The organism is Pseudomonas anguilliseptica (assembly GCF_900105355.1).
GTDB lineage: Bacteria > Pseudomonadota > Gammaproteobacteria > Pseudomonadales > Pseudomonadaceae > Aquipseudomonas > Aquipseudomonas anguilliseptica.
This window is the reverse complement of sequence record NZ_FNSC01000001.1, coordinates 2,417,269-2,430,032: the sequence shown is the minus strand read 5'-3', so window position 1 is coordinate 2,430,032 and position 12,764 is coordinate 2,417,269. Positions and strand designations below refer to the sequence as shown.

Sequence of the window (12,764 nt, the reverse complement as noted above, 5' to 3'; positions counted from 1 at the left end):
ATGGTCTGAAAAAGACTTCCTGATTTTGGCAAAATATCCGCACTCCACCCGCCGAGTTTTCCGATGAAGCAGATGACCTTCGCCGACGCCGAGTACGCCGGCAAGCGCAAGCAGACCCGCAAAGAATTGTTCCTGATCGAGATGGATCGGGTAGTGCCATGGAAAGGGTTGATCGCTTTGATCGAGCCGCATTATCCAAAGGGTGAAGGCGGCCGACCGTCCTATCCGCTGATGGCGATGCTGCGAGTGCATCTGATGCAAAACTGGTTCGGTTACAGCGATCCGGCGATGGAAGAGGCGCTGTACGAGACCACCATCCTACGCCAGTTTGCCGGGCTGACTCTGGAGCGCATTCCTGACGAAACCACCATCCTCAACTTCCGCCGCTTGCTGGAAAAACACGAACTGGCTGCCGGCATCCTGGCCGTGATCAATGGCTACCTGGGTGACCGTGGTTTGTCGCTGCGCCAAGGCACCATCGTCGATGCCACGCTGATCAACGCGCCGAGTTCAACCAAGAACAAGAACGGTAAGCGTGACCCTGAGATGCACTCAACCAAGAAAGGCAATCAGTATTACTTCGGCATGAAGGCGCACATCGGGGTGGATGACGAGTCTGGCTTGGTGCACAGCGTGGTGGGTACTGCCGCCAACGTGGCGGATGTCACCCAGGTCGATAAGCTGCTGCACGGCGAGGAAAACATGGTGGGGGCCGATGCCGGATATACCGGTGTCGAGAAGCGCCCCGAGCATGAGGGCCGTCAAGTGATCTGGCAGGTTGCAGCACGGCGTAGCACTTACAAGAAACTCGGTAAGCGCAGCGCGCTGTACAAAGCCAAGCGCAAAATCGAGAAGGCCAAGGCCCAAGTGCGAGCCAAGGTCGAGCATCCGTTTCGGGTGATCAAGCGTCAGTTCGGTTATGTGAAGACGCGCTTCCGTGGCCTGGTCAAAAACACGGCGCAACTGGTGACTTTATTCGCGCTGTCAAATCTGTGGATGGCGCGCCGACATTTACTGACGAATGCAGGAGAGGTGCGCCCGTAATGCTGGAAATGGCTGCCGCGAGGTGCTCGCGGCGGCTAAAAACACAGAAATGAGCCGGTAATCTGATCGTTTTTGATCGATTTATCACTTTCGAAATCAGCAGAGGCTGACGTCAGCCAGAAATGCATGGCTACTTCAGAGGATCCCTATCGGCAAATGGGTCACGCGTCAGGCCTGCCGCATGAGCAAACAGTTGATCGCCGTCGGCCATGCGCCGCTGCAGATGGCCATCAACCTGTCGCCCAAACAGTTCTCCGACCCGGACCTGGTTGGCGAGATCGCCGCCATCCTTAACGAGGAACAGCTCGGCCCTGCTCGAGCTGGAGTTGACCGAAAGCCTGCTGCTGGAAGCCACCGATGACACCCGCCATCAGCTCAGCCGCCTGAAAAGCCTGGGCCTGACACTGGCCATGGACGACTTCGGCACCGGCTACTCCTCGCTCAGCTACCTGAAGAAATTCCCCATCGACGTGATCAAGATCGATCGCAGCTTTATCAAGGACATCCCGGAGAATCAGGACGACATGGAAATCACCTCGGCAGTGATTGCCATGGCGCACAACCTGAAACTCAAGGTGGTAGCTGAAGGTATCGAGACAGCCGCGCAGTTGAACTTTCTCCGGCGCCAGCAATGCGATATCGGCCAGGGCTACCTGTTCGACAAACCCATCGCCAGCCGCGACCTGCTGGAAAGCCTCAGGCGCTATCCCAACCGAGGCTAGCTGTAACAAGCCTGGCCTCTAAAGGTCTATGACACACATGCTTCTGCTGAGGAAATGGCTCATGGTTCTGCGTTCGCAAATTCTCGCCCACAAACTCGAACTGCCCAGCGCCGAGCAGGCACTGCCTGGCCGTGCCGAAGCGATGGCAGTGCCCACCGCACACTTCGTCAATGGCAATGCCTTGCAGGGCCCATTCCCCGAGGGGCTTGAGCAGGCGGTATTCGCCATGGGTTGTTTCTGGGGCGCCGAACGGCGCTTCTGGCAACAACCGGGCGTGTGGAGCACGGCGGTCGGCTATGCCGGCGGCCATACGCCGAACCCAACCTATGACGAAACCTGCTCGGGCCTGACCGGCCACACCGAAGTGGTGCTGGTGGTATTCGACCCACAGGTCACCAGCTACGCCACACTGCTGAAAGTGTTCTGGGAGGCGCACAACCCAACCCAGGGCATGCGCCAGGGCAACGACATCGGCAGCCAGTACCGTTCGGCGATTTACTGCTACGGCGCCGAACAGCTGGCCGCCGCGCAGAACAGCCAGGCGCAGTTCCAGGCGGAGTTGAGCAAAGCCGGTTACGGCGCCATTACCACCGAAGTACGCGAGGCCCCGCCGTTCTACTACGCTGATGCTTATCACCAGCAGTACCTGGCGAAGAACCCCGACGGCTATTGCGGCCTGGGCGGAACGGGAACCTGCCTGCCGGGCTGATAGAGAGGGGATAGCACGATGGAACTCAGCGGCCTGACCAGTCAGGTGTCGACCCAGGCAGCGGCGCAGGCCTCTGCCCTGGCCTCATTGCTGTTGCTGCGCAAGACTCTGGAACTGCAGGCTGCCAGCATCGGCGGCCTGGTGCAGGCCGCTACGCCAGCCAGCCTGCCGAGTAATCCGCCTAACCTGGGCAATAGCGTCGACGTGATGGTTTAGCCAGCCACATCCGCCGCCGCACTGCCATCGGCGGCAGTTTCCGCCTTCCAGCTTTTCAACAATTTGCCGACCTTGTAACCACGCCAACCCAGCATGCGTGAGGCAGTCAGTACCCCGGCCATCAGCGCCCCGCCTACCCCTGCAGTCACTGTATCGGCGCCAGTCAGATACAGGCCCTTGATCGGCGTCTGGCTGTGAATCCAGTGCTGTTCGAAGCGCTCTACCGTGTGGTCGATGCCGTAGATCTCGCCCTGCTCGTTCCACTGGTACCACTCGGTGGACAGCGGCGTGCCCAGCTCGCAGAAATCCAGCGCGCCGCGCAGTTGCGGCTGATGCTGGTAGAGAGTTTCCAGCAACTGCTCGGTCAGCTCGGCCTTGAACGCCTCGTAGTCGGCGCCGCGCTTGCCCCAGGTTGTGCCCTTCCACTGGGCGAACCACTGCGGCTGGGTCGGTGCGACGATCTCCACCGTGGCCTTGTTCGGATAATGCGCATCCCAGGCCGGGTCCTTGGCCGAGGGGAAGCTGATGTAGATCAGCGGCATCGCCGGGTTCTGCCCGGCCATAAAGCTGCTGACGTTATGGTCGTGGTTGTGGGTCGGGTAGACCCAGTAATTGGTCTTCGGCAGTTTCAGCTCGGCGGCGCTGCCCTTGAAGCCGGCGTACAGGCAAAGGGTGGCAGCCGACAGTTTGACCTTGGGCAGTTGCTCCAGCAGGCCATGGTCACTGGCCACCTGATGGTCGAGTAGACGGGTATAGGTCGGCACCAGACCGGCGCAGCTGACGATCTGTGGCGCGCGGATCTCGAAGCCGTCTTTCTGCATGCGCACACCGACCGCGCGACCGTTCTCCACCAGGATCTTGTCGACCCCGGCATAGGTGAACACCTGGCCGCCCGCGGCTTCGATCACCGGGATAATGGTTTCGGAAATCTTCGTCGCGCCGCCCACCGGGTAGTTACCGCCGGTGATGTAGTGCTTGGCGACCATCGCGTGCATCACAAATGCGGCTTCAGCCGGCGGCAGGCCGTAATCACCCCATTGCGCGGTGAGCACGCCTATCAACTCCTGATTGTCGGTCAGGCCTTCGAGCACTTCACGGGTGGTTTTGAAGAAGTAATCCGGCAGCCAGAAACGGCGTAGCTTGCTGTAGAGCATGCCCAGTGAACGCGGCAGGGCTTGCCCGGCGAAGAAGCGCGGCACCTTGGCGCTGACTTCGCTCAGCAGGTCGACATAGCGCTCCAGCACCGCAGTTTCCCCGGGAAAGTGGCGCGCCATCTCCGCCTTGAATTCCTCGCGTCCGGCCACGTAGTCGTAAGTCTGCTCGCCGATCACGACGCGGTCATAGTGCGCATCCATTGGCGCCCATTCGAGCTTGCCGTCGCTGATCACATCGAACACCCGCCGGATCGCCGACCAGGGTTTATGCACCTCGCCGATGTAATGCACGCCCACATCCCACTCGTAGCCTTCGCGCTCATAGCTGTGGGTGTAGCCGCCTGCGGTGTAGTGCTGCTCCAGCACACACACGCGCTTGCCGAGCTTGGCCAACAACGCGGCGGTGGTCAGGCCGCCGATACCGGAGCCGATGATGATGGCATCGTAATCACCCTGAACTAGGCGCGGACGGAAGCGGGTACCGGTGCGTTTCATGGGAAGCTCCTGCGTTATTCTTGTTATGCAATTTTTTGCATACTAGACAGCGACTGGGATCAATGCAACTTTTTGCATAGTCCGTATACTGCGGCGCACCTCAATTGCAGCCGGTGAAACCCGCCTATGTCGCTCAAGCACGCCATCCTTATCCTGCTGGAAAGTGAACCCGGCAGCGGCTACGACCTGCTCAAGCGCTTCAAGGATGGTCTCGGCTACTTCTGGAACGCCAAACACCAGCAGGTTTATCTGGAGCTGAAAAAACTCAGTGAGGCCGGCTGGCTGGAGTTCGAGGCGCAGACCCAGGACACCCGTCCGGACAAGAAGAACTACCGCCTCACCCCAGCCGGCCACACCGAACTGCTGCGCTGGCTGGGCGAGCCGGTGCAGCCGAACAAGATCAACGATGCACTGCTGGTAAAGCTATACGCCGGTGCGCATACCTCGCTGGATAACCTGCGCGAGGAAATGCAGCGCCATATAGCCCTGCACCGCAAGACCCTGGACAGCCTGCTCAGCATCGAGCGTGACTACCTGGCCCTGCCCGATGAGCAACGCAAAGCGCTGCGCCTGCCCTACCTGACCCTGCGCCGCGGCATTCTTGGCGAACAGTCCTGGCTGGCCTGGGCCGATGAGGTCGAACAAGAGCTGCAACACAACTAAGGATCCTCTGAAGTAGCCATGCGTTTCAGGCCGACTTCAGCCTCCGCTGATTTTGAAAGCGGAAAATCGATCAAAAACGATCATATCATCCGCTTATTTTTGTGTTTTTAGCCGCCGCGAGCACCTCGCGGCGGCTATTGCCCATATTACGGGCGCACCTCTCCTGCAGTTGCCAGTAAATGTCTGCGTGCCATCCACAGGTTCGACAGCGCAAACAGCGTGACCAACTGCGCCGTGTTCTTGGCCAGGCCGCGGAAGCGCGTCTTCACATAGCCGAACTGCCGCTTGATCACCCGAAACGGGTGCTCGACCTTGGCGCGCACCTGGGCTTTGGCCTTCTCGATCTTGCGCTTGGCTTTGTATAGCGCGCTGCGCTTATCGAGTTTCTTGTAGGTGCTGCGGCGTGCCGCCACCTGCCAGATAACCTTCCGACCCTCATACTCCGGACGCTTTTCCACACCGGTGTAACCTGCGTCGGTACAAACCACGTTCTCGTCGCCATGCAGCAGCTTATCCACCTGGGTGACGTCCGCCACGTTGGCCGCCGTGCCCACCACGCTGTGCACCAGTCCAGACTTGTCATCCACACCGATGTGGGCCTTCATGCCGAAGTAGTACTGGTTGCCCTTCTTGGTCTGGTGCATCTCCGGGTCGCGTTTACCGTCTTTGTTTTTGGTCGAGCTGGGCGCATTGATCAACGTCGCATCGACGATGGTGCCCTGGCGCAGGGACAGGCCGCGATCCCCCAGGTAGCCGTTGATCACAGCCAAGATGCCAGCCGCCAGTTCGTTTTTTTCCAGTACGCGACGGAAGTTGAGGATGGTGGTTTCGTCAGGGATACGCTCCAGGCTCAACCCGGCGAACTGCCGCAGAATGGTCGTTTCGTACAGCGCCTCTTCCATCGCAGGATCGCTGTAACCGAGCCAGTTTTGCATCAGATGAACACGCAGCATCGCCATCAACGGGTACGCCGGGCGACCGCCTTCACCCTTGGGGTAATGTGGATCGATCAGGGCAATCAAGCCCTTCCACGGCACCACCCGATCCATCTCGATCAGGAACAACTCTTTGCGGGTCTGCTTGCGCTTGCCGGCGTACTCGGCATCGGCGAAGGTCATCTGCTTCATCGGAAAACTCGGTGGGTGGCGTCCGGGCATTTTGCCAAAATCAGGAAGACTTATTCAGAGTTTCCCTAACAAGCCGCACCTAGGCACAGAAGTGCTTGCCGATTGCTGCCAGCTCATAGGCAAACCGCTAGACTGCAAGCCAATAGCCACCATCGCCGATACCCGCATGCCTGCGACCTCCGCCTACATCTCCCCCGATCAGCTGTGCGTCGGCCTGTATATCCAGCTCGAACTGGCCTGGTGGGAGCACAACTTTGCTTTCAGCAATTTCAAGATCAAGGACGAAGGGCAGATCAAGGCCCTGCGCGCCCTAGGCCTGGAGCGCCTGCGCTATGACCCGGCGCGCAGCGATTGCCCGCCGCTGGACGCCACTGCGGCCCCGGTTGCGGCCGAGCCCGTAGCAGCACCAACGCTCAGCCCGCAACAGCAGGCCAGCCAGGCCCGCACGGAAAAGCTCAAGACGTTGCGCAAACGACTGGCCGAGGTGGACCGCAAGTTCGTCCAAGCCAGCCAACAGGTCAAGACACTTAACCAGACCCTGCGCAGCCGTCCAGAAGACGCCATCAAACAGGCCGGCGAGATTGTCGGCGCTATGGTCGAAACCCTGCTCGGCGGCAGCGGCGTGGTGCTGCACAGCATCAACAGCAAGGCCGCCGAAGACAGTTATTTCCACTCACTGAACGTCACGGTGCTGAGCCTGATGCTGGGTCGCCAGCTCGGCCTGGACAGCGAGGATTGCCATATCCTCGGCCTCGGCGCACTGCTGCACGATGTCGGTAAGCTGGAAGTACCGAGCAAGGTGCTGCTGAAAAGCGAACCGCTGACCCGCCCGGAACAACAGCTACTGCAACTGCACTGCGAATTCGGCCTGCGCATGGGCCAGAAACTGATGCTGGATGATGAGGTGCTACGCATCATCAACGAACACCATGAGTACTGCGATGGCAGCGGCTACCCACGCCAGCTGCGTGAAGCCGCAATTGGCCGTCTGAGCCGCCTGGTGTGCATTGCCAACCAGTTCGACAACCTCTGTAACCCGCTGAACCCGCGCGATGGTCTCAGCCCGCACGAAGCCCTGGCGCTGATGTTCAAACAATACAATGCGCGCTTCGATGCGGTGGCGCTGAAAGCCTTTATCCGCTGCATGGGCGTTTACCCGCCCGGCTGCCTGGTGCAACTGGAGGATCAACGCTACGGCCTGGTACTGGGCATGAACCCGAGCCAGCCGCTGAAACCGACGCTGATTGTCTATGACGCCGGCGTGCCCAAAAACGAGGCAATGATCATCGACCTCGAGCAGGAACCGCGCCTCGTCATCGCCAACAGCCTGCGCCCGGCCCAGCTACCGCGCGAGGCGCTGGAATACCTTAATCCGCGCCAGCAGCTGAGCTACTTCGTTGAGCCTACGCAGGGCCGTTAGCTGCCGCTACTTTCCTCGATCAGCCAATCCAGTCGCCAGCCGCCCTGGCTTTGCCCCAGCAGGTCGGCGAGCCACGGCAGGATCTGCTTGAGTTCCTCTTCCAAGCCCCATGGCGGGTTGCTGATCACCAGGCCGGAGCCGTTCAGCCGCGCGGCTTCATCGGTGGGGTGTACATAGAGTTCGACGCGCAGCAGCTTGGGCGCTTTGCTTTTTTGCAGGTCGCGGTAAAAGCGGCTGAGCTGACGTAGGTCCTTGATCGGGTACCAGATCGCCACCACCGCCTGGCGCATACGGCCGATGGCTTCGCTCAACGACTGGGCGCAGCGTTCCATCTCATCGACCTGCTCGAAGGGTGGATCGATCAGCAGCAGGGCGCGCTTCTCGCGGGTCGGCAGCAGGGCGCGCGGAACATACCAACCCTCGCCCAGGTGCACCGCAACACGGCGGTCACCGTGCATGTTTTCCTTGAGCAGACGACCGTCTTCCGGGTGTTTCTCGTTCAGATGCAGGCGGTCCTGCTCACGGGTCAGCAGCCGCGCCAACTCCGGTGAGCCTGGGTAATGGCGCAGCTCGCCATCCGGGTTCATCGCACGGATCACTTCCAGATAGTCAAGCAGCGGGTCCGGCACATCGCTGGCCTGCCACAGTCGGGCGATACCTTCCAGCCACTCACCCGTGCGACTGGCCTGGTCGCCGCGCAGGTCATACAGGCCGATGCCGGCATGGCTGTCGAGGTAGGCGAACGGCGCCTCCTTGCTTGACAGCAGGGCGATCAGGCGAGTGAGGACGCAGTGTTTCAGCACATCGGCATGGTTGCCGGCATGGAAGGCGTGGCGGTAGTTCATTGGGGACGGGCTCCTGTGGCCGGGCAGTTTACCAGTTTGCCAGACGCCGGATGGATCAGTACGGTGGCCGCTGATCCGTCAGGCAAGGGAGAACCTACATGTCACTGCAAGACCTATTGGGCATTGAGCTGCCACTGATTCAGGCACCGATGGCCGGCGCACAGCTGCACGGTTTGGCCGCCGCCGTATCGAATGCCGGCGCGCTCGGTTCGCTGCCCTGCGCCATGCTCGACGCCGCCGGCTTGCGCAAGGAGCTGCAGGCACTGCACGAGAAAACCAGCAAGCCCTATAACCTGAACTTCTTCTGCCACACCCCGCCAGACGCCGATGCTGCTCGCGAAGCAACCTGGCGCGAGGCACTGGGCCCTTACTATGCCGAGTTCGGCATTGATCCGACGACCATCGCCAGCGGGCCCGGCCGTCTGCCGTTCAGTGCCGAGATGGCCGATGTGCTGGATGAATTTCGCCCAACGGTGGTGAGTTTCCACTTCGGCCTGCCCTCGGCTGAGCTGTTGGCACGGGTTAAAGCCTGTGGGGCCAAGGTGCTTAGCTCGGCAACCACGGTGGCAGAGGCACTGTGGCTGCAGGCCAACGGCGCTGACGCAATTATCGCCCAGGGCCTGGAAGCCGGCGGTCATCGCGGCATGTTTCTCACTGAGGAGCTGAGCAGCCAGCTCGGCACCTTTGCCCTGCTGCCGCAGATCGTCCAGGCGGTGCGCTTGCCGGTGATTGCCGCTGGCGGCATTGCCGATGCCCAGGGCGTGCGCGCGGCCATGGCCCTCGGTGCGGCCGGGGTACAGATTGGCACCGCCTACTTGTGCTGTGATGAAGCCAGCACCAGCGCCCTTCACCGCGCCGCCCTGCACAGCCCGGCGGCGCGGCATACCGCCCTGACCAATCTGTTCAGCGGGCGCCCGGCGCGCGGCATCGTCAACCGGGTGATACGTGAGTTGGGGCCAATCAGCGCCCTTGCGCCGGAGTTCCCCCAGGCGACTGCGGCCATTGCGCCGCTGCGAACTAAGGCTGAAAGCCTGGGCAGCGGTGATTTCTCGCCGCTCTGGGCGGGGCAGAATGTCAGCGGCTGCAAGTCCATCGGTGCCGCCGAACTGACCCGCGAGCTGGCTCAGGGCTTTATCCAATAAGCACGATTGCTACTGCGCAGCCCCGTAGGGTGGATGACGTCTTTTTCATCCACCATTGCGATCTGGTGGATGGATAAAGCGCCATCCACCCTACTCAACCGCCCCGGCCCAACGCCCCGTTATCACGCTAATTGATAGTGCTGGGAGCTGCGCACGCGCCTGCCTAGGGAAACTCTGAAGAAGACTTCCTGATTTTGGCAAAATACCCGGATTCCACCCGTCGAGTTTTCCGATGAAGCAGATGACCTTCGCCGACGCCGAGTACGCAGGCAAGCGCAAGCAGACCCGCAAAGAGTTGTTCCTGATCGAGATGGATCGAGTAGTGCCGTGGGAAGGATTGGTCACCCTGATCGATCCGCACTACCCGAAGGGCGAAGGTGGCAGGCCCGCCTATGCGCTGATGGCGATGCTGCGTGTGCATCTGATGCAAAACTGGTTCGGTTACAGCGATCCGGCGATGGAGGAAACGCTGTACGAGACCACCATCCTGCGCCAGTTCGCCGGCTTAAGCCTGGAGCGCATTCCCGATGAAACCACCATCCTCAACTTCCGTCGCTTGCTGGAGAAACACGAGCTGGCTGCAGGCATCTTGGCCGTGATTAACGGCTACCTGGGCGACCGTGGTCTGTCACTGCGCCAGGGCACCATCGTCGATGCCACGTTGATCAATGCGCCGAGTTCGACCAAGAACAAGGACCGTAAGCGCGATCCGGAAATGCACCAAACAAAGAAGGGCAACCAGTACTACTTCGGCATGAAGGCGCACATCGGCGTGGATGACGAGTCGGGTCTGGTGCACAGCGTAGTAGGCACGGCAGCCAACGTGGCGGATGTCACCCAGGTAGACAAACTGCTGCACGGCGACGAAAACGTGGTGTGTACTGACGCAGGTTACACCGGTGTCGAAAAGCGTCCGGAGCATGAAGGTCGGAAGGTAATCTGGCAGGTGGCGGCACGCCGCAGCACCTACAGGAAGCTCGATAAGCGCAGCGGGTTATACAAAGCCAAGCGCAAGATCGAGAAGGCCAAAGCCCAAGTGCGCGCCAAGGTCGAGCATCCGTTTCGCGTGATCAAGCGCCAGTTCGGTTATGTGAAGACGCGCTTCCGTGGCCTGGCCAAAAACACCGCACAACTGGTAACGCTGTTCGCCCTGTCGAACCTGTGGATGGCCCGTCGACATTTGCTGACGAATGCAGGAGAGGTGCGCCTGTAATGTGGGAAATGACCGCTGCGAGGTGCTCGCGGCGGCCAGAAACACCGAAATGAGCGGATGACTTGATCGTTTTTGATCAGTTTTCCGCTTTCAAAATCAGCGGAGGCTGAAGTTGACCGGAAATACAGGGCTACTTCAGACCATCCCTAGACTCGCGGCATCGTAACCGGAGGCACACCTATGTCCGAGTCCCTGCTCAGTTCCCGCAACCTGGCCTTCGAGCTGTACGAAGTGCTGGACGCCGAAGGCCTGACCCAGCGCGAGCGTTTCGCGGAACACAGCCGCGAAACCTTTGACGCCGCCATCGACACCGCCCGCAGCATCGCGGAAAACCTGTTTGCCCCGCACAACCGCAAGAATGACGAACACGAGCCGGAGTATGTCGACGGCGCGGCGGTGCTGATCCCCGAAGTGAAACCGGCGGTGGACGCCTTCCTCGAAGCCGGCTTCCTTAACGCCACCCGCGAATTCGAAGTCGGCGGCATGCAGCTGCCCAACCTGCTGTCGCAGGCCTGCTTCGCGCACTTCCAGTCGGCCAACGCGGCGACCACCTCCTACCCGTTCCTGACCATGGGCGCGGCCAACCTGATCGAGAACTTCGGCACCGCCGAGCAGAAGCAGCGCTTTCTGCAGCCGATGATCGATGGCCGCTTCTTCGGCACCATGGCGTTGACCGAGCCGCATGCCGGCTCCTCGCTGTCGGACATCCGCACCCGCGCCGAGCCGGCCGAAGACGGCACGTACCGACTCAAAGGCAACAAGATCTTTATCTCCGGCGGCGACCATCCGCTGTCAGAAAACATCGTGCACATGGTGCTGGCCAAGCTGCCGGATGCGCCGCCGGGCGTGAAAGGCATCAGCCTGTTTATCGTGCCGAAGTTTCTGGTCAACGCTGACGGTAGCCTGGGCAAGCGTAACGACATGGTCCTGGCCGGGCTGTTCCACAAGATGGGCTGGCGCGGCACCACCTCCACGGCGCTGAACTTTGGTGATAACGGCGATTGCGTCGGCTACCTGGTGGGCAAACCGCACCATGGCCTGAGCTACATGTTCCAGATGATGAACGAGGCGCGCATTGGCGTCGGCATGGGCGCAGTGATGCTCGGCTACGCCGGCTACCTGTACTCGCTGGACTACGCCCGCCAGCGCCCGCAAGGCCGCATTCCCGATGGCAAGGACCCGACCTCCAATCAAGTTTCGATCATCGAGCACGCCGACGTGCGGCGCATGCTGCTGACCCAGAAAGCCTACGTGGAAGGCTCCTTCGACCTCGGTCTGTACGCCGCGCGGCTGTTCGACGACACCCTGACCCTGGAGACCGAAGAAGAGCGCCGCAGCGCTCTGGAGCTGCTCGACCTGCTCACCCCGATCGTCAAATCCTGGCCGTCGGAGTTCTGCCTCAAGGCCAACGAACTGGCCATCCAGATTCTCGGCGGCCATGGCTACACCCGCGATTACCCGGTGGAGCAGTACTACCGCGACAACCGCCTCAACCCGATCCATGAAGGCACCCACGGCATCCAGTCCCTTGACCTGCTCGGGCGCAAGGTCTCGATGAGCGGCGGTGCGGCGCTCAAGCAGTTGCTCAAGCTGATCCACGGCACCTGCCAGCGCGCCGAAGCCCACGCCTCGCTGACCGCCCTGCGCCAGCCGCTGGAGCAACTGCTGGCAGGCCTGCAAGCCGTGACCCTGGCCCTGCTGGGCGACCTGATGAGCGGCAAGGTCAATGAAGGCCTGGCCAACTCGGCGCTGTACCTCAAGGTATTCGGCCACACGGTGATCGGCTGGCGCTGGCTGGAGCAGGCGATCCGTGCCGAAAAAGGCCTGGCCCGACTCAATAACGGCGAGGGCAACGCCGCCGATGCCGACTTCTACCAGGGCAAGCTGCAGGCCGCACGTTACTTCCTGACCTGGGAAGTGCCGAGCTGTCACCACGATTTGGCCATTCTCGAAGCGCGCGATGACACCTGCCTGAGCATGCAGGATGCCTGGTTCTAAACCAAGCGAAGCGCTG

General features: G+C 61.1%; 11 protein-coding genes and 1 pseudogene. 9 read left to right on the top strand and 3 right to left on the bottom strand.

Going from position 1 to position 12,764, the window contains the following annotated elements; genetic code table 11:
* Positions 1-63: 63 nt before the first annotated feature.
* From BLW24_RS11685 to BLW24_RS11670, 4 genes and pseudogenes are all read left to right on the top strand, one after another.
* Positions 64-1,044: an IS5 family transposase gene (locus BLW24_RS11685; RefSeq protein WP_090375326.1), complete on the top strand. Its 981-nt coding sequence runs from the start codon at positions 64-66 to the stop codon at positions 1,042-1,044.
* Positions 1,045-1,186: 142 nt separating this feature from the next.
* Positions 1,187-1,766: pseudogene (locus BLW24_RS11680) on the top strand (EAL domain-containing protein); the annotation flags it as partial.
* A 61-nt stretch (positions 1,767-1,827) separates the two neighbouring features.
* A complete protein-coding gene (gene msrA / locus BLW24_RS11675; RefSeq protein WP_090380692.1) occupies positions 1,828-2,475 on the top strand; it encodes a peptide-methionine (S)-S-oxide reductase MsrA in 648 nt (215 codons plus the stop codon).
* A gap of 18 nt (positions 2,476-2,493) precedes the next feature.
* A complete protein-coding gene (locus BLW24_RS11670; RefSeq protein WP_090380689.1) occupies positions 2,494-2,691 on the top strand; it encodes a putative motility protein in 198 nt (65 codons plus the stop codon).
* Here BLW24_RS11670 and BLW24_RS11665 read toward each other — a convergent pair.
* Positions 2,688-4,340, bottom strand: coding sequence for a phytoene desaturase family protein (locus tag BLW24_RS11665; RefSeq protein ID WP_090380686.1), 1,653 nt, complete (start codon positions 4,338-4,340; stop codon positions 2,688-2,690). The two genes, BLW24_RS11670 and BLW24_RS11665, sit on opposite strands and share 4 nt — an antisense overlap.
* Positions 4,341-4,466: 126 nt before the next feature.
* Between BLW24_RS11665 and BLW24_RS11660 the strand changes: the two genes are divergently transcribed.
* Positions 4,467-5,003 (top strand): PadR family transcriptional regulator, encoded by a 537-nt coding sequence (locus tag BLW24_RS11660; RefSeq protein ID WP_090380683.1) that lies wholly within the window; start codon positions 4,467-4,469, stop codon positions 5,001-5,003.
* A gap of 146 nt (positions 5,004-5,149) precedes the next feature.
* Here the strand turns inward: BLW24_RS11660 and BLW24_RS11655 are convergent, their stop codons facing one another.
* Positions 5,150-6,130: an IS5 family transposase gene (locus BLW24_RS11655; protein ID WP_090378047.1), complete on the bottom strand. Its 981-nt coding sequence runs from the start codon at positions 6,128-6,130 to the stop codon at positions 5,150-5,152.
* A gap of 166 nt (positions 6,131-6,296) precedes the next feature.
* Between BLW24_RS11655 and BLW24_RS11650 the strand changes: the two genes are divergently transcribed.
* The gene (locus BLW24_RS11650) at positions 6,297-7,550 is read left to right on the top strand and encodes an HD-GYP domain-containing protein (RefSeq protein WP_090387711.1); all 1,254 of its coding nucleotides are present in this window, start codon (positions 6,297-6,299) and stop codon (positions 7,548-7,550) included.
* On the opposite strand, the gene BLW24_RS11645 is transcribed toward BLW24_RS11650, so the two are convergent.
* Positions 7,547-8,395 carry a 23S rRNA (adenine(2030)-N(6))-methyltransferase RlmJ gene (locus tag BLW24_RS11645; RefSeq protein WP_090380680.1) on the bottom strand — a complete coding sequence of 283 codons (849 nt, stop codon included), beginning with the start codon at positions 8,393-8,395 and terminating at the stop codon, positions 7,547-7,549. The two genes, BLW24_RS11650 and BLW24_RS11645, sit on opposite strands and share 4 nt — an antisense overlap.
* A 98-nt stretch (positions 8,396-8,493) precedes the next feature.
* On the opposite strand from BLW24_RS11645, the gene BLW24_RS11640 reads away from it, so the two are divergent.
* From BLW24_RS11640 to BLW24_RS11630, 3 genes are all read left to right on the top strand, one after another.
* Positions 8,494-9,537: an NAD(P)H-dependent flavin oxidoreductase gene (locus BLW24_RS11640; protein WP_090380678.1), complete on the top strand. Its 1,044-nt coding sequence runs from the start codon at positions 8,494-8,496 to the stop codon at positions 9,535-9,537.
* Positions 9,538-9,769: 232 nt separating this feature from the next.
* Positions 9,770-10,750, top strand: coding sequence for an IS5 family transposase (locus tag BLW24_RS11635; RefSeq protein WP_090375570.1), 981 nt, complete (start codon positions 9,770-9,772; stop codon positions 10,748-10,750).
* A 180-nt stretch (positions 10,751-10,930) separates the two neighbouring features.
* Positions 10,931-12,748, top strand: coding sequence for an acyl-CoA dehydrogenase (locus tag BLW24_RS11630; protein WP_090380674.1), 1,818 nt, complete (start codon positions 10,931-10,933; stop codon positions 12,746-12,748).
* Positions 12,749-12,764: the final 16 nt, after the last annotated feature.

Bases quoted from the DNA above. Each gene is read 5' to 3' on its own strand.
- BLW24_RS11655 (WP_090378047.1), bottom strand. From the start codon at position 6,130: ATGAAGCAGATGACCTTCGCCGATGCCGAGTACGCCGGCAAGCGCAAG.
- BLW24_RS11635 (WP_090375570.1), top strand. From the start codon at position 9,770: ATGAAGCAGATGACCTTCGCCGACGCCGAGTACGCAGGCAAGCGCAAG.
- BLW24_RS11630 (WP_090380674.1), top strand. From the start codon at position 10,931: ATGTCCGAGTCCCTGCTCAGTTCCCGCAACCTGGCCTTCGAGCTGTAC.
- msrA (WP_090380692.1), top strand. From the start codon at position 1,828: ATGGTTCTGCGTTCGCAAATTCTCGCCCACAAACTCGAACTGCCCAGC.
- BLW24_RS11640 (WP_090380678.1), top strand. From the start codon at position 8,494: ATGTCACTGCAAGACCTATTGGGCATTGAGCTGCCACTGATTCAGGCA.
- BLW24_RS11665 (WP_090380686.1), bottom strand. From the start codon at position 4,340: ATGAAACGCACCGGTACCCGCTTCCGTCCGCGCCTAGTTCAGGGTGAT.
- BLW24_RS11685 (WP_090375326.1), top strand. From the start codon at position 64: ATGAAGCAGATGACCTTCGCCGACGCCGAGTACGCCGGCAAGCGCAAG.
- BLW24_RS11670 (WP_090380689.1), top strand. From the start codon at position 2,494: ATGGAACTCAGCGGCCTGACCAGTCAGGTGTCGACCCAGGCAGCGGCG.
- BLW24_RS11645 (WP_090380680.1), bottom strand. From the start codon at position 8,395: ATGAACTACCGCCACGCCTTCCATGCCGGCAACCATGCCGATGTGCTG.
- BLW24_RS11650 (WP_090387711.1), top strand. From the start codon at position 6,297: ATGCCTGCGACCTCCGCCTACATCTCCCCCGATCAGCTGTGCGTCGGC.
- BLW24_RS11660 (WP_090380683.1), top strand. From the start codon at position 4,467: ATGTCGCTCAAGCACGCCATCCTTATCCTGCTGGAAAGTGAACCCGGC.